Genomic DNA, 16,995 nt, shown 5'->3' with positions numbered 1-16,995 from the left:
ATCACCGGGCAATGCCGAGCTTGTCGAGCCGCCGGTACAGCGCCTGCCGGCTGAGGCCCAGGTCCGCCGCGGCCTGGCTCATCACGCCGCCGGCGCGCTGCAATGCCGATTCGATCGTCTCGCGATCGAGTTCGCCGTCGTGCGTGCGCGGGCTGGCTGCGATGGCGGCGAGGCCGAGTTCGTCGGCATCGATCACGTCCGCACGGCCGAGCAGCAATGCACGCTGGATCGCGTTCTTCATCTCGCGCACGTTGCCCGGCCACGAATGCCGCAGCAACGCGCTGCGCGCCGAGTCGCTCAGGCGGCGCCGGCCTTCGAGGAAGTGCTCGGCCAGCGGCAGGATGTCGCCGCGACGCTCCGCCAGCGGCGGCACGCGCAGCTCGATCACGTTGAGGCGGTAGTAGAGATCCTCGCGGAACGCGCCGGCGCGGATCATCGCCGGAATGTCGGCATTGGTCGCGGCAATCACGCGCACCTTCACCTGGCGCTCGCGGTTCGAACCCAGGCGCTGGAAGCGGCCGGTTTCCAGGACCCGCAGCAGTTTCATCTGCCCGGCCGGCGGCAGGTTGCCGATCTCGTCGAGCAGCAGCGTGCCGCCGTCGGCCGATTCGAACTTGCCTTCGCGCGACTTGTTGGCGCTGGTGTACGCGCCGGCTTCCGCGCCGAACAGCTCGGCCTCGATCAGCTCCGACGGCAATGCGCCGCAGTTGAGCGTCACGTACGGGCCTTCGCGCACGGCGGAATTGGCCTGGATGATCTCGGCGATGCGCTCCTTGCCGGCGCCGTTCGGACCGGTGACCAGCACCGGCACGTCGGCGCGCGCGACGTGGCACGCGAGGCTGACGACGCGTTCGCTCGCCGGATCGCCGAACACGATGCCGCGCAGGTCGTACTGGCGTTCCAGTTCCTGCCGACGACGGCGCTCGCCGTCGCGATGCTGCGCGAGCGCGCGATTCGCCTCGCCCAGTTCCAGCAGGTTGGTGACCGTGGTCATCAGCTTGCGGTCGTCCCACGGTTTGCCGAGGTAATCGGCGGCGCCGGCCTTCACCAGCGCGACGGCCGACTCCAGCCGCGTCCACGCGGTGAGCAGGATGATCGGCAGGTCGGGGAAACGGTCGCGGATCGTGCGGAACAGCGCGATGCCTTCCTCGCCGGAGGTCGTGTCGGCGGTGAAGTTCATGTCCTGGATGACGAGATCGATCGTCTCGCGTTCCAGCAGTTGCAGGCCTTCCTCCGGCGACTGCGCGCTGAGCACGCGCAGGTCGGCCAGCGAGAACAGCACGTCGAGCGCGACGTGCACGGCATGGTTGTCGTCGATGACCAGGATGGTCCGCATCGGCCTAGGGTAGCAGTGGGGCGCATGGGGCGGCGGCCGTTCCGGAGAGAGGAGCGAACGGCCGCCGCCGGTTACAGGGTTCGCGTCGGGACGATGTCAGATCCTTGGGAACCATGACATCGCGCCCTGATGGATTCCCGCCCGCGCGGGAACAGCATGTCTTCGAATCCCGAATCCCGGAACCGCTCACACCGTCCGCGTCGCCACCGCCGGCGACACCCGCGACGCACGCGTCGCCGGTCCGAACACCGCCAGCTGTCCCAGCAGCAGCACCGTCAGCGCGCCCAGCGGCGCGTAGTACCACGACAGGCGCGGCAGCTCGTAATGCTTCATCAGCCAGATGTTGAAGCCGTACGTGAGCAGCAGGCCGAGCGCGATGCCCACGCCCACCACGATCACGTTCTCGATCATGAAGTAGCGGCGGATGTCGAAGCGGCGCGCACCCAGCGCACGGCGCGTGCCGATCTGCTTCACGCGGCGCGTCACCCAGAAGCTGACCATGCCGACGATGCCCAACCCGGTCACCGCGAGCAGCGAGAAGATCACCGTGCCCAGCACGACGGTCATCGCGCGGTCCTGGCGGTAACTTTCGCCGCGCACTTCCTCGACCGAACGCAGCCCACGCACGATGCGGCCGGTGTTGATCTCGCCCAGCTTGCGTTCGGCTTCCTTCATCACCTCGTCGCGGCGGCCGGGTTCGGTGCGGATGAGATAGCGCGCGGAACTCGAATCGAACTCGCCGTCCTGGTACTGCGGCACCAGCATCGCGTGCTCGACCTTGTCCCAGCCCACCCACGGCGCCTGCAGGCGCTCGATGATGCCGACGATGGTGATCGGCCCGTTCCGGCCGCCGATGCCGCTGTAGATCACCTTGCCGACCGCGTTGCCTTCCGGATACAGCTGGTCGGCGAGCGCCTGGGTGATGATCAGCGTGTGCGGCGTGCCCTTGTCGTCCTTCGAGCGGTAGCTCACGTCACCGACGGTGAAGTTGCGGCCGGCGACGAGCTTCACGCCCAGCGTGTTCACGCCGTGCTCGTCGACCAGGTACAGCGCGGTCGGCACGTTCTTGCGCTGTTCCTCCGGCACGCTCTCGGGCTGCGTGGTGATGCCCTCGCTCCAGCCGCCGTTGGACAGCGGCACGGAGTTGATCGTGGTGGCGTCGACCACGCCGGGAATCGAGCGCAGCGTCTCCAGGTCCTCGCGAATGCTGCCGCGCAGGTCGAAGTCCTGCGCGAATCCCAGGCTGGTGATGGTGAACAGCGCGCTTTCGTCCATGCCGCTGGGACGGTTCACCTTCTCGATGCGCTGCAGGATGATGAAGACGCTGTTGCACACGATGGCCAGCGTGATGGCGACCTGCAGCGCGATCAGCAGCAGGCCGGTCTTGTTGCGCATGAGCGCGTTGAGGATCGGGCGGAATTCCATGATGGTTTCCTCGCGGTTACTGCGTCTTCAACTGCGTGGCCGGCTGCACCTGGCAGGCGCGCCACGTCGGATAGAGACCGGCGATGAGGCTGGCGATCAACGCGATCAGCAGGGATGCGAAGACCATGCTCCAGTCCAGTTCGGCGAGCCGTTCGATCGAGGTGCCCGCATACAGCTTTCGTAGCGCCAGCAGCCCGAGGCCCGTCAGCACCAGCCCGCACAGGCCGCCGGCGAGGCCGACCAGGCCCGATTCGGTCAGGTACTGCGCGAACACCGCCGGCTTGCTCGCACCGACCGCGCGACGCAGGCCGATTTCCGGCGCCTTGCCCATGAACTTCGCCAGCAGCAGGCCCACCGTATTGATCAGGCACACCGCGAAGAACGCGAACGCCAGCCACACCTGCGTGCGCACGTCGCGACCGACCACGCGCTGCGCTTCCAGGAACTCCGACACCGTGTAGACGCGGTTGTTGGTCGGACGCTGGAAGCGGCCGGTCTTCTTCTGCTCGGCCACGTAGTCGTTGAGGAAGCTCGCGTAGCGTTGCGCGTCGGCGTCGTCCTTCACCTGCACCCACAGGTCGATCCAGATGCATTCCGACGCGAGCAGGCCGGCGTAACCCGGTTCGGCGTCCTTGTAGCAGCTGTTGTTCGAGTTGCTGTTGAGCTGCTTCTCGATGCCGATGGCGAAGGGCACGAACACCGACTGCGGATCATTGAAAGCGCCGTTGGCGACGTGGTAAACGCGCGGCGTCGGACGCCACTTCTCCAGCACGCCGACGACGGTGTAGTCCTCGCCGCCCAGCCGTACCTTGCGGCCCACGCTGTTCTCGCCGCCGAAGAGTTTGTCGTTGGTCTCGCTGTCGATCACCGCCACGCGCGCGGCGTTGCGGTCTTCCGCGGGCGACCAGCCGCTGCCGTAGCGGAATGGCGGCTCGAAGATCGGGAAGAAGCCCGACGTGGTGAACAGCGCTTCGACCATGTACGGCTTGACCTCGCGCTTGTCCGGCTCCAGCGGAAGCACGTTGGGGAAGAACGCCGCCTCGTGCTCGGCCTTGTGCGCCTGCACGAGGTTGTTGGCGTCCTGGTAGGTCACCAGGTCCGGCGGTTCGGTCGGGTTGTCCTCGTCCCACGGGTCGTTCACGTCCCAGTTGTCGAGCAGGATGCGCCGGACCTTCTCGTCCTTATGCGACAACGGATTGGCGCTCATCATGTGCAGCACGGTCATCGAGGTCATCGACATGCCGATGCCCAGCGCGATCGCCGCCACCATGAGGGCGGTGAGGATGCGGTTGCGCTTGAGCGAGATCGCCGCCAGCCGCAGGTAGTAGGTGAACATGGTCGCGCGCTCCTCAGGCTTCGGTCGCGGTGGCGGCGGTCGTGGCGGCGACTTCGCCGCCCAGGCGCGGCGCATCGTCCAGGTCGGTCACCTGGCCGTCGATGATGTGCACGTTGCGCTGCGCGCGCGCGGCGAGTTCGGGGTCGTGCGTCACCATCACGATCGTCGTGCCCTGCGCGTGGATCTCCTCCAGCAGTTCCATCACGCCGCGCGCCATCAGCGAGTCGAGGTTGCCGGTGGGTTCGTCGGCGAGCAGCAGGCGCGGCGAACCCGCCAGCGCACGCGCGATCGCCACGCGCTGCTGCTGGCCGCCGGACAGTTCGGACGGATAGTGCTTCATGCGCGAGGACAGGCCCACGCGGCCCAGCGCGTGCTCGATGCGCTCCTTGCGCTCGGCCGACGTCATGCGGCGATAGCGCAGCGGGACGTCGACGTTGTCGAACAGGTTCAGGTCCGGAATCAGGTTGAAGCCCTGGAAGATGAAGCCGATCTTCTCGTTGCGCAGCCTCGATCGCGCGTTGTCGTCCAGGCCCTTCACCGACACGCCGTCGAGCAGGTAGTCGCCGTCGTTGAAGTCTTCCAGCAGGCCGGCGATGTTGAGGAACGTCGTCTTGCCCGAGCCCGACGGGCCGGTGACGGCGACGAACTCGCCTTCGCGCACGTGGATGTCGAAGCCGCGCAGTGCATGCGTTTCGATCATGTGGGTGCGGTAGACCTTGCTCAGGTGGGTCATCTTCAGCATGGCGGGCTCCTGGTGGTGCGTGTTCGGCGAAGGTTTCGGGGCGTGGACAGGGATGCGCGAAGGCGAGGGAACGTTACCGGTCAGTCGTTGACCATGACTTCCTCGGCGCCGTTGAATGCGGTGGTGTCGGAAATCACGATGCGGTCGCCGGGCTGGAGGCCCGACAGCACTTCCACGTCGGACAGGCTGCTGGCGCCGGTGGTGATCGCGGTCTTGATCGCGCTGTCGCCGTCGAGCTTGTAGGCGACCCGACCGCCGCCGGTATCGAGGAACGGGCCGCGCTGCACCATCAGCACGTTCGGCTTCTCCTCGATCATCACGCGCGTGCTGACGCGCTGGTTCTGGCGCAGGCCGGTCGGGCGCTTGCCGTCGGGCTGGTCGTCGGCGAAGCGCACGCGCGCCATCACCTGGCCGTTGACGACTTCGGGCGACACCGAACGCAGCTGGCCGTTGTACTTCTGCCCGCCGTAGCTGATCTCCGCGCCCATGCCCAGGCGCAGGTCGTCGGCGTAGCTTTCAGGCACGGGGAGTTCGACCTCGAGTTCGCGCAGATCGACCACCACCAGCAGCGGCTGATTGGCCGGCACCACCGTGCGATCGGTGATGTTCACCGTGCCGACCATGCCGTCCACGGGCGAGCGGATGTTGAGTTCGTCCACCTGGCGCTGCAGGTCGTCGACCAGCGCCTGCTGGCGCTGTGCGAGCAGGTGCTTGTTGCGCGTGTCCAGGCCGGCGCCGCGATCCTGCAGGCCGTAATCGCGCTGCGCGTGCAGCAGGCCGATATCGGCCTTCTTCAGCGTGTCCTGCGCGCGGGCCACTTCGATGCTCGACACCGCGCCGCCATCGAAACCCTTCTGGCTGCGTTCCAGGTCGCGCATCGCCGCGGTGCGGTCGATCTGTGCCTGGTCCAGCGCCTTCTGCGCGGTGGAGCGCGCCAGTTGCGCGTCGAGCGCGGCGCGGCTGGCTTCGGCCTGCAGGCTCGCCAGGGTCGACTGTTCCTGCACGAGCTTGCTGCGCAGCTCCGGGCTGTCGATCACCGCCAGCGTCTGGCCCTGCTTGATGGTGTCGCCGGCCTGCACCTTCAGCGTGACCGTGCCGGCGGCCGGCGCATACAGGGTGGGGCTGACCGCGGCGACCATCCGGCCCTGCACCGAGACGTCGCGCACCAGCGTGCCGCGGCGGACCTCGGCCGTGCGCAGGCGCTCGCCGCTGACCGACTGTCCGGCGCCCAGCCAGCGCCCCAGGGTGGGCACGCTCAAGGCCAGCAGCAGGGCCGCCGTCACGCCGCCGCCGATGAGCAGCTGCTTGCGACGCGGGTTCGCGGGGGGCGCGGCGATGACGCGGTCTTGGCCGGAGGTGTCGCGGATCATGCGGTCGGTCGGTGATGGGAACCCACCTGAACACGCACGGAGCGTGCCAACCCCCGCGCTCTTTGTTTTCAACCACTTGCGCGTGCGGCACGGTGTCCGCGGTGTCCGCGCGGACACTCCGGTGTCCGCCGTAAAGCCGCCATCGCGTACCTCCCGCTAAACTGTCCGTCTTCCCGATCTGGAGTGCCGCTGCATGTGCGGAATTGTGGGTGCGATCGCCGATCGCGACGTGGTACCGGTGCTGATCGAAGGCCTCAAGCGCCTGGAATACCGCGGCTACGACTCCGCCGGTATCGCCGTCCTGGACGGTGCCGACGTCCGCCGCGTGCGCCGCACCGGCCGTGTGGCCGAGATGGAGGCCGCCGCGCAGTCCGAGGACTTCCACGCCACGCTCGGCATCGGCCACACGCGCTGGGCCACGCACGGCGGCGTGACCGAAGCCAACGCGCATCCGCACATCTCCTTCGGCGAGCTGGCGGTGGTGCACAACGGCATCATCGAGAATCACGACGAGCAGCGCGAAGCCCTGCGCGCGAAGGGCTACGTGTTCGAGTCGCAGACCGACACCGAGGTCATCGCGCACCTGATCCACTTCCACCAGTCGCAGGGCGCGGATCTGCTGACGGCCGTGCAGAACTCGGTGCGTGAACTCGTCGGTGCCTACGCCATCGCCGTGGTCAGCAAGCGCGAACCCGGCCGCCTCATCGCCGCACGCATGGGCTGCCCGCTGCTGGTGGGGCTGGGCGAGGGCGAGAATTTCGTCGCGAGCGATGTGTCCGCGATCGTGCAGGCCACGCGCCAGGTGATCTTCCTCGAAGAAGGCGACACCGCCGAAGTGACCCGCGAGGGCGTGCGCGTGTTCGATGCGAACAATGCGCCGATCGAACGCGAAGTGCACGTGTCCGACGTGTCGCTCGCCTCGCTGGAGCTGGGCCCGTACCGCCACTTCATGCAGAAGGAAATCCACGAGCAGCCGCGCGCCATCGCCGACACCATCGAGGCGGTGATGGACGCCAACGCGTTCAGTCCGCTGCTGTTCGGCGCGAGCGCGGAGGACGTGTTGCGCGGCGTCGAAGGCGTGCAGATCCTCGCCTGCGGCACCAGCTACTACGCCGGCCTCACCGCGCGTTACTGGATCGAAGCCATCTCCGGCTTGCCGTGCTCGGTCGAAATCGCCAGCGAATACCGCTACCGCAAGGCCGTTGCCAACCCGAAGCACCTCATCGTCACCATCTCGCAGTCGGGCGAAACGCTCGACACGATGGAAGCGCTGAAGTACGCCAAGTCGCTGGGCCACGACCGCACGCTGTCCATCTGCAACGTGCCCGAAAGCGCCATCCCGCGCGCCAGCCGGCTGGTGTACTACACGCGCGCCGGCGCCGAGATCGGCGTGGCATCCACCAAGGCCTTCACCACGCAGCTGGTGGCGCTGTTCACGCTGGCCGCAACGCTGGCGAAGCTGAACGACCGCCTGGGCGTGGAGCAGGAAGGCCAGTACCTGGACGCGCTGCGCTTCCTGCCCGGCAGCGTGCAGCACGCGCTGAACCTGGAGCCGCAGATCACCGCCTGGGCCGAGCGCTTCGCGCCGAAGCAGCACGCGCTGTTCCTCGGCCGCGGCGTGCATTACCCGATCGCGCTGGAAGGCGCGCTCAAGCTCAAGGAAATCTCCTACATCCATGCCGAGGCCTACCCGGCGGGCGAACTCAAGCACGGCCCGCTCGCCCTGGTGGACGCCGCGATGCCGGTGGTGGTCATCGCGCCGAACGACACGCTGCTGGAGAAGGTGAAGTCCAACATGCAGGAAGTGCGCGCCCGCGGCGGCGAGCTGTTCGTCTTCACCGACGAGGACAGCCAGTTCGGCGCCTCCGAAGGCGTGCACGTCATCCGCGCCCCGCGTCACGTCGGCGTGCTGTCGCCGGTGGTGCATGCGATCCCGGTGCAGCTGCTGGCGTACCACGCCGCACTGGCGCGCGGTACCGACGTGGACAAGCCGCGGAATCTGGCGAAGTCGGTGACGGTGGAGTAATTCCCCGGGCACGTTCGGTCGTTGTGATTACGAACAATAAAGTCTGTACGGATTAATTAAGTCTGTCATGACTCCTCCTTCGTCCTTTGGATGGAACCAGTCGCAGATACTGGTTCCCAAGGCGAAGCCCGATGAGACTGTGTGGGGGCACCTCTATCGGACTGCGGCGCTCAACAACCTAGATTCCGTTCCAAGGATGATCGAAAAGTGGTCGGGCGGGGGCCAATCGATGGGAGGGGGACTCGACTCTTCTCTTGCGGCGGCGCAAGTGCTCCGGCTGCTCGCCAGCGCTGATACTGAGGAGGAGCTTCATCCGTACGCATGGAGGCATGGGATGGGGTACATGCTAGTTCTCAGCATGCACTCCAGAGATGGCGCCAAGGCCCTTGACTATTACACGCGAAGTGCCTTGCACGAGCACGCTTGCTTACTACCGGCTCGGCATCGAACGAAATTCTGTAGGCGCTGTCAGATAGACGCCATGGAGGCAGAAGGCTTCACATGGTTCAGGAGAATTCATCAGGCAGCGGGCATTGAGTTTTGCCCCTCCCATCATGAGATGTTGGAAGAGCGTCCTGCGAATCTTCAACGCCCGCTTTCTCATTTTCCTATGTCACGCACGGGAGCTCTACAGGTCGGATCGGGCAGCGGTGCGCGTATCAATGAATCTGACTCCGCGATTCACTGTTATACAGAGTTGGTGTCCTGGCGCTGGCGCGATACAGGTTGTGCGCGCCTTTCGGATATTCATGATCTTGTCGCAGAGCGGGCCCGCACTTCACGTGTTGCCGTTGAAACGATGATCCGTGAGGCCATCCGGGACCTGCAGGGGCGTCCGCAGGTCAGGGCGTGGTTCACCCGCCATTTCCAACACCTTCTCCTGTCTCCGCGTCCGCGGTGGCGGCCTCATATCTCGTTGTACCACTTGGCTTTAACCCTCGCATCTCACGGAGGGTCCATGGAAGAGCTATTTCTGCAGCTCAGTATTAAGCGAAGTGAGAGGAATGGAGATGCGGAGCAGGCTGAACCATGTGTTCGTTCGGTGGCGATTGAGAAGCAGGTTTCATGAAGGAGGTGCCAGACGAGGCCTTGAAACTCACTTTGAATGGCGCTTAGACGTAAGGAGCCCGGGTGCGCGCCATGCTTATCCATTCTGGCCGCCGACGATCGTTTGCAGGTAGCGGAGAGCTTTCTCGTATTCGCCGTCGCCGATCGTCTCGAGGAGCGTCCGCTGCTTCAACGCCCGTATCGGGGTATTCTTCAAATGAAACGCAGCAGACTCCACGTCTGGCGTGATCACCAACAGCCAGTCTAAGACTTCGGCGAAGGCGCCGAGCCTTCGCTGCACAATGGGGGCGTCTGGCCGACGGTGCAGAGCAAACTCGCTTACGCCAAGAATGAAGGCCAATTCTTGGAGGGAGATGCCCAGCATCGTACTGCATAGCAGGGGCGACCAGGCATATCGTCCGGGCTCGCGCAGCAACTGTTTTGATGTTGTCAATTGCAGTGCCATTCTCTCCTTCCTCCCTGGGTTTAGCTGGTCAGCGCCATCCAGACGCAACGTAGTTCTGCTCTAGTGGGGCGATTCGGCGGGCAGTTAGGTTCTTGGCCTTAGGCTGTTGTTAAGCGCCACAGCACCCTCGAGCAAGGCTTCTCCGGTGACCTTGGGCTTTGGAGGTTCCTTGGCCCTGCGTGCTCTTGGTTCACCTTGTTCTGTGAGGCCAGAGTGCAGTCGCTCGGACGGTGTCATGGAGCCGGCCAAAGCTGCTTGACCTAGACGTTGCTCGTATGCCTTGGCCGCAGGGTGCTGTACGACCTTTACTGGATAGGACGTGCTCCGCATCGCTAGAGTGCACATTCCTCAGGAACGCGACGTGGCCAGGGTATCGCTGCTCGCTGTAACAGCGGCAAAGTGCGTGGAGTTGACGCAGAATACTGCGAGTCTGGGTGCTAGGGACGAAGTGTGTCCTGAGCGCAACATCCAATTTCCACTCCGCTACTTCTATCGGGAACTCGGCAAGCGAGCCAAGTGGTTGGGGGACAATCTTCGTCCGCTCGTCGATTTCTTCGTCAGTAAACTCAGTACTGAAGCGTCGACTCCAGAAGGTCTCCAGTTCACTCATCGCGATCCCTTCCGCGAGGGAAACTGCGTCGGTACATCGTTTCGGTTGCTGCCGGCTCGGGAACCGTCGCTTCTAGTGCGCGCGCGGTTTCCGGATTAGGTCGCACGGCCAGCACGGAGAGGTTGACCAGTTCCAGCCCAAGACCAGGAAGCCCATCCGGCCGACGAAGACCTTCGCGCACGGTTTGCACCAGTCGTTCGGAGCCGCGCAGCAGTTCTTGCAGGGTCTGCCCGGACAGGACCGAGCGTAACTGCACCTGTGCAGCGTTGACTACGCGCTGTGGCAGTCGCGAAGGATCCTCCGAGACATACTCGCCGTTAGGCTTGAGGGTGAAGTTCATCAGGCTGGCCAGGAGCTTGGGATCGGCGACGCGATAGGTCACCTGCCCCTGCGCCGTTACGGCCTGGAAGTCGCTGCTCACCTCATTGAACATGAAGGCAACGTCGACGCTCTCCAGAGGCACTGAGACCAGGGAGGCGTTGGGGGCGAAATAGAAGAAGGCCAATCCTGTGCCCTCCCGTACCGGTTGCCCGTTGCGGTATTGAATAAGGTAGGTGCTTGGACTGGCTTTGACATAGCGCAAACCGAACATGGATTCCCCTTGTCTCCGATGTGAACTTCAGCGGCGTTTGAGCACAGTTGGTTGCGGATCTGCAGCGTGTGCATTCTGGGTTTGTACGCAAACCTGATCCAGCAGATTTCCTGATCGGTCGACGGCAGCTATCGCGCGGTACCCGAAGAGGCTCCAGCCTCGATACAGCGTCGCATAGACGACGAAGATGCACACGATCGCGAGGACCTTGAGCCATGCCGCCCCAAGTGCAAGCACGACGAGGCAGTTCATCAGAACCCAATGCACGCATACGATCGTGGCGAATGCGGCGGATAGCACGCGCATGAGGGTCGATCGGCGAAGAAAGACCTTGTTGCGCCGCATACGCAGGTCGGTATTGAGCACGATCAGTCGAAGGTCGCTCACAGATACGCCGGCTTCGCGTGCAGCGAGTGCCGCGCGTCGGACGAGCGCGGGTGCGCTTCGCCAGTACGTCACCGCGAAGTGCATCTCGCGGTATCGCTCGGTTACCCAGCGGGCAGCAATCGAATTATCCCCGAATCGTTCAAGTGCCTGGCCGAGTCGCTTCTCCATCATGTATCGGCGTGCATGCCACCACCAGACGCCAGAGAAGAATGTGTCCAGTTTGCTTCCGATGGCTGCAAAAGAGCGTCGCAGGGTTCTCGGCCTCTTCGCGAATACCAGTGCAAAGACACCGGCCCAGGCGTCGCGGAGCAGTGTGGAAAAGGCGACGATCACTCGCTGGAATGCTTGGCTATAGCTCATGCGCTCATCAACCTGATCAGGCGTTCCTTGAGCGTTGTGGTCGATTCGTTCGAATCGTCCTGCATCAAGGTCGAGCAAAGGAAGGCGAAGAACCGCTCCCGCTCCGGGTAGGGGAGCGGATCACCGCTGGCGGTCCGCGCGAACTCGTCGACGGTCCGAAAGGCGGCCACGCACATCTCGAGTGCTACTGCGCTCGCCCGACCGGCGTGGGCCGATGTCTGCCCCAACACGAGGGCACCGATATCGACGCCGTGCGCCTGCAGGCGAAGCAGGTAGTTGAGATCCGGAACTCGGACAACTACACGCAGCTGATCGAAGTGTCGATGGCCTACCGCAAGATCACCTGGGAGCACACCGTCGCCGGCACCTCCGGTTCGGACGACTGGCGCGCGCCGCTGACGGCGTGATGTCGGATCGGGCGCCGCGTGGGGCGGCGCCCGATTCTTTCCAGAGTCGATGCTTCGGAGTCGAAGATGAAACCTCTCGTTCTCGTCGGACACGCGCATGAGTGTCCGATTCATGGCAAGGGCACCGTCGTCTCGGGTGCCAACGCATTCACCAGCAATGGCCGCGCGGTCGCCCGCGTCGGCGACAGAACCAGTTGCGGCGCGACGATCGTCAGCGGCTCGGCTGGGTTCGTGATCGATGGAAAGGCGGCAGCCACGGTCGGCGACAAGACTGATCACGGCGGAACGCTGACGGAAGGCGACAGCGGCTTCATGGTCGGGCGCTGAGGTCTCTTCACGTTCCCTGCTGAGTTCGCCAGTGGATGACGTGTGGCGCATGGGCTGAATGCAGCTTTCACCGTGCGCACGAATGCAGACGCGCGGCGCAGGCCGCGCGTGTCCGCTCCGCCAATCGGCTCGCGTTGTAGGGAGGGCGCAACGTTTGCGGAAGCTCGTGCGCGTTCACGACAGGACCACGCCCGTGCGACGCGGGCGGCCGTTCCTTACCAGGCTCTGTTGCGCGTTACGAAGGGAGGTCGGCGCCAAGGGCCACGTTCGAGGGCATCCCCCATGAAACTCCGTACCCATCCCCGGCATCGTCTCCCGGCGATCGCCAGCGCCGTGCTTGTTCTCGGCACTTTCGCCGGTGCCGCCTTCGCGCAGACCGCAACCACGGTCAATCCCTACACCGGCTCGGTCGTGGTGAAGAAGTTCTACGACGCCAACGCCAACGGCGTGCGCGACACCGGCGAGCCGTTCCTCACCGGCTGGCCGATGACGCTCACACGCCCCAACGGCACCACGAGCACGAGGAACACCACCGCCGTCTGGTCGGGGCTCACCGGCGGCTCGGGTTATTCGGTGCTCGAAGCCACGCCGCTCCAGTCCAACTGGGTGCAGACCGCGCCACGCGTGAACGGCGTTCCGGTCAACCCGAAGAACTTCTCCATCGTGCCGTGCAAGACGGTGACCGTGTACTTCGGCAATTACTGCAAGAAGGGAAGCGGCGGCCACACGCTCGGTTTCTGGAGCAACAAGAACGGCCAGGACCGCATGAACGACGGCGGCGAAATGGCGACCGAACTGGGCCTGCTCTCCACGCTCAACCTGGTCGGCGCGAGCGGCACCGCATTCGATCCGCTCAACTACGACGGCTTCCGCGCCTGGCTGCTGGGCGGCAACTCGGTCAACATGGCCTACATGCTCTCGGTGCAACTGGCCGCGATGACGTTGAACGTCGAAGCCGGCTTCGTCGACGGCGATGCCTACTTCCTGCCCTGCAAGTGCACCATCAACGAGCTGATGGACGATGCCAATGCGTCGCTGGGGCTATACCCCAACACGCCTTCCGGCCATTCGCAGCGCGATGAGCAGGCCACGCTGAAGACCTGGCTCGACCAGCTCAACAACGGCGCGAACATCATCCCGGTCACGCCGTGCACGCGCACGTTCTACTGACCCGACCTCACGGAGCCGCGACGCATCGTCTCCGTGCGTCGCGCGCTCCGGGCCGGGAAGACGGCTGCCACTCCTGTCGCGGTGATCGCTCGCACCGGGCGGCTCCCCCGTGCGTTGCCGAGTGAGCCCACCGCTGGCGCTCGGGTTCAGGAACATCGCGCCCGCGCGCCATCACATCCCAGCGAACGGCCCGACTCCGCACAGTGGCTCGATCCTGTCCGCGCGCCGGCGAACCGAGCGCACAGTTCCATCCGCGCCCGGCCGTGGAGGGCGCCCCTATAGCCCGTTCGTCACTTGACGGCCCCCGAGCCCCCCACCCACAGTCGGTGCGATTTTGTCTCGATCGCCTGCCCGCCCGCCGTTCCGGCGTCCGCGGGCCCACTCCGGGGGTACTACAACAGTGGATAGACGTTCCTTCCTCACCATGTCCGGCATCGGTGCCGCCGGGCTGATGTTGCCGTTCGGCCGCGCCATCGCCGCCGAAGAGCTGCTCACCACCCTCGACGTGGCCAAGAAGAAGCAGCTGGCCGACGCCGCGCTGCAGGCCGCCACGTCCGCGGGCGCCAGCTATTCCGACGTCCGCATCGGCCGTTACCTGCGCCAGTTCGTCATCACGCGCGAGGACAAGGTCCAGAACGTCGTGAACACCGAATCCACCGGCATCGGCGTGCGCGTGCTGGTCAACGGCGCCTGGGGCTTCGCCGCCACCAACGCACTGAACACGCAGGGCGTGGTGAAGGCCGCGCAGCAGGCCGCAGCGATCGCCAAGGCCAACGCGAAGATGCAGACCACGCCGGTCCAGCTGGCCAAGGCGCCTGGCGTGGGCGAGGTGTCGTGGAAGACGCCGATCAAGAAGAACGCGATGGAAGTGCCGCTGAAAGACAAGGCCGACCTGCTGCTGGGCGTGAACGCCGCGGCGATCAACGCCGGCGCCAACTTCGTCAACTCGATGCTGTTCCTTGTCAACGAGCAGAAGTACTTCGCGTCCACCGACGGCAGCTACATCGACCAGGACGTGCACCGCATCTGGGCGCCGATGACCGTCACCGCCATCGACCAGGCCACCGGCAAGTTCCGCACGCGCGACGGCCTGTCCTCGCCGATGGGCCTGGGGTTCGAATACCTGGACGGCGCATCGTCGGGCAAGGTCATCTCGCCGAACGGCGTGGTGAACTACGGCCTGTCGTACGACATGAAGGAAGACGCCATCGCCGCCGCAAAGCAGGCGAAGGCCAAGCTGAAGGCGCCGTCGGTCAAGCCCGGCAAGTACGACCTCGTGCTCGATCCGTCGCACACCTGGCTCACCATCCACGAGTCGGTCGGCCATCCGCTCGAACTCGACCGCGTGCTCGGCTACGAAGCCAACTACGCCGGCACCAGCTTCGCCACGCTGGACAAGCAGAAGGAGCGCTTCCAGTACGGCAGCGGCATCGTCAACATCTTCGCCGACAAGATCCAGCCGGGCAGCCTCGGCGCCGTCGGTTACGACGACGAAGGCGTGAAGACCAAGAAGTGGGACCTCATCAGCGACGGCAAGCTGGTCGACTACCAGACCATCCGCGACCAGGCCCACATCCTCGGCAAGACCGAATCCGACGGCTGCTGCTACGCCGACTCGTGGTCGAGCGTGCAGTTCCAGCGCATGGCCAACGTGTCGCTGGCGCCGGGCAAGAACAAGCTGTCGGTCGCCGACATGATCAAGGACGTCGAGAACGGCATCTACATCATCGGCGACGGCTCGTTCTCCATCGACCAGCAGCGTTACAACGCGCAGTTCGGCGGCCAGCTGTTCTACGAGATCAAGAACGGCAAGATCACCCAGCAGATCGAGGACGTCGCCTACCAGATCCGCACGCCGGAATTCTGGAACGCCTGCGCCGCCGTCTGCGACGAAAGCGACTATCGCCTCGGCGGTTCGTTCTTCGACGGCAAGGGCCAGCCGGGCCAGGTCTCGGCGGTCTCGCACGGTTCGAGCACGGCGCGCTTCAACGGCATCAACGTCATCAACACCGCCCGCAGCCTCGGCTGATCGCGCGCTGGAGAACTGAATAAATGAGCATCTTCACCGAAGAACAGTCCAAGGCCATCCTGGACAAGGTCATCAAGCTGTCCAAGGCCGACCAGATCAGCGCGACGCTGTCGGGCTCGGTCGACGGCAACATCCGTTTCGCGCTGAACAACATCTCCACCAGCGGCATCGTCGACAACACCGAACTCGCGGTCGAAGTCGCCTTCGGCAATCGCGTGGGCACCGCGACCATCAACGAGTTCGACGACGCCTCGCTCGAACGCGTCGTGCGCCGCGCCGAGGACCTCGCGCGCCTGGCGCCGGAAAACCCGGAGTTCATGCCGGCGATCGAGAAGCAGACCTACAAGCCGAGCCCGACCTTCAGCGAATCCACCGCGGGCATCACGCCGGAATACCGCGCCAAGGTGGCGGCCGATTCCATCGGCCCGTGCAAGGGCGAGAAGCTGATCGCCGCGGGCTTTCTGGAAGACGGCCAGAACTTCGTGGCCATCGCCAACTCCAACGGCAACTTCGCCTACCAGCGCGGCGCGAACTTCAACTACACCTGCACCGTGCGCACCGAAGACGGCCGCGGTTCGGGCTGGGTCGGTCGCAACCTCAAGGACGCGTCCGACTTCAAGGCCGACGCCGACATCCGCACCGCCATGCGCAAGGCCACCGAATCGGCCGAAGCCAAGGCGCTGGAGCCGGGCAAGTACACCGTGATCCTGGAACCGGCTGCGGCCGCGGGCCTGATCTCGTTCATGATGAATTTCTTCGACGCGCGCCAGGCCGATGAAGGCCGCAGCTTCCTGTCGAAGAAGGGCGGCGGCAACAAGCTTGGCGAGCAGGTCTACGACTCGCGCGTGAACATCAGCGCCGACCCGTGGGATCCGCGCGCGCCGGTGCTGCCGTGGGATTCCGAAGGCCTGCCGCGCGAGAAGATGAACATCGTCGAGAACGGCAAGGTCGTCGCGCTCAACTACTCGCGCTACTGGGCCAAGAAGCAGGGCAAGCGCGCCGTGGGCGAGCCGGGCAACCTGCTGGTCGCCGGCGGCGACAAGTCCACGGCCGACCTGGTGCGCGGCACGCAGAAGGGCATCCTCGTCACGCGCACCTGGTACATCCGCATGGTCGATCCGCAGACCGTGCTGCTGACCGGCCTCACGCGCGACGGCACCTTCTACATCGAGAACGGCCAGATCAAGCACCCGGTGAAGAACTTCCGCTTCAACGAGTCGCCGGTGATCATGCTCAACAACATCGAGGAACTCGGCCGTCCGGTGCGCGTGGCCGGCGACGAATCCTCGTTCGTGATGATGATCCCGCCGATGAAGCTGCGCGATTTCACCTTCACCTCGCTTTCCGACGCGGTGTGACGGGGAA

General features: G+C 65.1%; 16 protein-coding genes. 7 read left to right on the top strand and 9 right to left on the bottom strand.

The window, feature by feature from the left end; all coding sequences use genetic code 11:
• Position 1: 1 nt before the first annotated feature.
• From I4U41_RS16515 to I4U41_RS16495, 5 genes are all read right to left on the bottom strand, one after another.
• Entirely contained in the window at positions 2 to 1,336 is a 1,335-nt protein-coding gene (locus I4U41_RS16515; RefSeq protein WP_206862268.1) for a sigma-54-dependent transcriptional regulator, read from the bottom strand.
• A 186-nt stretch (positions 1,337 to 1,522) separates the two neighbouring features.
• On the bottom strand, positions 1,523 to 2,761 hold the full coding sequence (locus I4U41_RS16510) for an ABC transporter permease (RefSeq protein ID WP_206862267.1): 1,239 nt from the start codon (positions 2,759 to 2,761) through the stop codon (positions 1,523 to 1,525).
• A gap of 16 nt (positions 2,762 to 2,777) precedes the next feature.
• Positions 2,778 to 4,097, bottom strand: coding sequence for an ABC transporter permease (locus tag I4U41_RS16505; RefSeq protein WP_206862266.1), 1,320 nt, complete (start codon positions 4,095 to 4,097; stop codon positions 2,778 to 2,780).
• A gap of 13 nt (positions 4,098 to 4,110) precedes the next feature.
• The gene (locus I4U41_RS16500; protein ID WP_206862265.1) at positions 4,111 to 4,839 is read right to left on the bottom strand and encodes an ABC transporter ATP-binding protein; all 729 of its coding nucleotides are present in this window, start codon (positions 4,837 to 4,839) and stop codon (positions 4,111 to 4,113) included.
• Between the two features lie 80 nt (positions 4,840 to 4,919).
• Entirely contained in the window at positions 4,920 to 6,209 is a 1,290-nt protein-coding gene (locus I4U41_RS16495) for an efflux RND transporter periplasmic adaptor subunit (RefSeq protein WP_206862264.1), read from the bottom strand.
• Between the two features lie 193 nt (positions 6,210 to 6,402).
• Here I4U41_RS16495 and glmS point away from each other — a divergent pair, with 193 nt between their 5' ends.
• Entirely contained in the window at positions 6,403 to 8,235 is a 1,833-nt protein-coding gene (gene glmS / locus I4U41_RS16490; RefSeq protein WP_206862263.1) for a glutamine--fructose-6-phosphate transaminase (isomerizing), read from the top strand.
• 67 nt (positions 8,236 to 8,302) lie between these two features.
• Positions 8,303 to 9,304: a TniQ family protein gene (locus tag I4U41_RS18725; protein ID WP_484502686.1), complete on the top strand. Its 1,002-nt coding sequence runs from the start codon at positions 8,303 to 8,305 to the stop codon at positions 9,302 to 9,304.
• Between the two features lie 75 nt (positions 9,305 to 9,379).
• On the opposite strand, the gene I4U41_RS16485 is transcribed toward I4U41_RS18725, so the two are convergent.
• From I4U41_RS16485 to I4U41_RS16470, 4 genes are all read right to left on the bottom strand, one after another.
• A complete protein-coding gene (locus I4U41_RS16485) occupies positions 9,380 to 9,748 on the bottom strand; it encodes a hypothetical protein (RefSeq protein ID WP_206862262.1) in 369 nt (122 codons plus the stop codon).
• A 602-nt stretch (positions 9,749 to 10,350) separates the two neighbouring features.
• The gene (locus I4U41_RS16480; protein WP_242525305.1) at positions 10,351 to 10,950 is read right to left on the bottom strand and encodes an SPFH domain-containing protein; all 600 of its coding nucleotides are present in this window, start codon (positions 10,948 to 10,950) and stop codon (positions 10,351 to 10,353) included.
• A 27-nt stretch (positions 10,951 to 10,977) separates the two neighbouring features.
• On the bottom strand, positions 10,978 to 11,697 hold the full coding sequence (locus tag I4U41_RS16475) for a hypothetical protein (RefSeq protein WP_206862261.1): 720 nt from the start codon (positions 11,695 to 11,697) through the stop codon (positions 10,978 to 10,980).
• Positions 11,694 to 11,867, bottom strand: a complete 174-nt coding sequence (locus tag I4U41_RS16470; RefSeq protein ID WP_206862260.1) for a hypothetical protein — start codon at positions 11,865 to 11,867, stop codon at positions 11,694 to 11,696. The genes I4U41_RS16475 and I4U41_RS16470 overlap by 4 nt, the downstream gene beginning before the upstream one ends.
• Before the next feature lie 36 nt (positions 11,868 to 11,903).
• Between I4U41_RS16470 and I4U41_RS18600 the strand changes: the two genes are divergently transcribed.
• From I4U41_RS18600 to I4U41_RS16445, 5 genes are all read left to right on the top strand, one after another.
• Complete coding sequence (locus I4U41_RS18600) at positions 11,904 to 12,104, top strand: Hcp family type VI secretion system effector (protein ID WP_343225234.1); 201 nt, start codon at positions 11,904 to 11,906, stop codon at positions 12,102 to 12,104.
• A gap of 66 nt (positions 12,105 to 12,170) precedes the next feature.
• Positions 12,171 to 12,431 carry a PAAR domain-containing protein gene (locus I4U41_RS16460; RefSeq protein WP_206862259.1) on the top strand — a complete coding sequence of 87 codons (261 nt, stop codon included), beginning with the start codon at positions 12,171 to 12,173 and terminating at the stop codon, positions 12,429 to 12,431.
• A gap of 282 nt (positions 12,432 to 12,713) precedes the next feature.
• Positions 12,714 to 13,601 (top strand): hypothetical protein, encoded by an 888-nt coding sequence (locus I4U41_RS16455; protein WP_206862258.1) that lies wholly within the window; start codon positions 12,714 to 12,716, stop codon positions 13,599 to 13,601.
• Positions 13,602 to 14,001: 400 nt separating this feature from the next.
• Complete coding sequence (locus tag I4U41_RS16450; RefSeq protein WP_206862257.1) at positions 14,002 to 15,630, top strand: metallopeptidase TldD-related protein; 1,629 nt, start codon at positions 14,002 to 14,004, stop codon at positions 15,628 to 15,630.
• A 23-nt stretch (positions 15,631 to 15,653) separates the two neighbouring features.
• Entirely contained in the window at positions 15,654 to 16,988 is a 1,335-nt protein-coding gene (locus I4U41_RS16445; RefSeq protein WP_115841874.1) for a TldD/PmbA family protein, read from the top strand.
• The last annotated feature ends 7 nt before the right edge of the window (positions 16,989 to 16,995 follow it).

The organism is Lysobacter changpingensis (genome assembly GCF_017308985.1).
GTDB classification, from domain to species: Bacteria; Pseudomonadota; Gammaproteobacteria; order Xanthomonadales; family Xanthomonadaceae; genus Lysobacter_J; species Lysobacter_J changpingensis.
Note: the sequence above shows the minus strand (reverse complement) of the source record. Positions and strands in the feature narration are given on the sequence as shown.

What these genes read in the sequence shown, in the direction of transcription:
- I4U41_RS16485 (WP_206862262.1), bottom strand. Translation starts at nt 9,748, where the DNA reads ATGGCACTGCAATTGACAACATCAAAACAGTTGCTGCGCGAGCCCGGA.
- I4U41_RS16500 (WP_206862265.1), bottom strand. Translation starts at nt 4,839, where the DNA reads ATGCTGAAGATGACCCACCTGAGCAAGGTCTACCGCACCCACATGATC.
- I4U41_RS16510 (WP_206862267.1), bottom strand. Translation starts at nt 2,761, where the DNA reads ATGGAATTCCGCCCGATCCTCAACGCGCTCATGCGCAACAAGACCGGC.
- glmS (WP_206862263.1), top strand. Translation starts at nt 6,403, where the DNA reads ATGTGCGGAATTGTGGGTGCGATCGCCGATCGCGACGTGGTACCGGTG.
- I4U41_RS16495 (WP_206862264.1), bottom strand. Translation starts at nt 6,209, where the DNA reads ATGATCCGCGACACCTCCGGCCAAGACCGCGTCATCGCCGCGCCCCCC.
- I4U41_RS16515 (WP_206862268.1), bottom strand. Translation starts at nt 1,336, where the DNA reads ATGCGGACCATCCTGGTCATCGACGACAACCATGCCGTGCACGTCGCG.
- I4U41_RS16480 (WP_242525305.1), bottom strand. Translation starts at nt 10,950, where the DNA reads ATGTTCGGTTTGCGCTATGTCAAAGCCAGTCCAAGCACCTACCTTATT.
- I4U41_RS16460 (WP_206862259.1), top strand. Translation starts at nt 12,171, where the DNA reads ATGAAACCTCTCGTTCTCGTCGGACACGCGCATGAGTGTCCGATTCAT.
- I4U41_RS18725 (WP_484502686.1), top strand. Translation starts at nt 8,303, where the DNA reads ATGACTCCTCCTTCGTCCTTTGGATGGAACCAGTCGCAGATACTGGTT.
- I4U41_RS16455 (WP_206862258.1), top strand. Translation starts at nt 12,714, where the DNA reads ATGAAACTCCGTACCCATCCCCGGCATCGTCTCCCGGCGATCGCCAGC.
- I4U41_RS16475 (WP_206862261.1), bottom strand. Translation starts at nt 11,697, where the DNA reads ATGAGCTATAGCCAAGCATTCCAGCGAGTGATCGTCGCCTTTTCCACA.
- I4U41_RS16445 (WP_115841874.1), top strand. Translation starts at nt 15,654, where the DNA reads ATGAGCATCTTCACCGAAGAACAGTCCAAGGCCATCCTGGACAAGGTC.
- I4U41_RS16505 (WP_206862266.1), bottom strand. Translation starts at nt 4,097, where the DNA reads ATGTTCACCTACTACCTGCGGCTGGCGGCGATCTCGCTCAAGCGCAAC.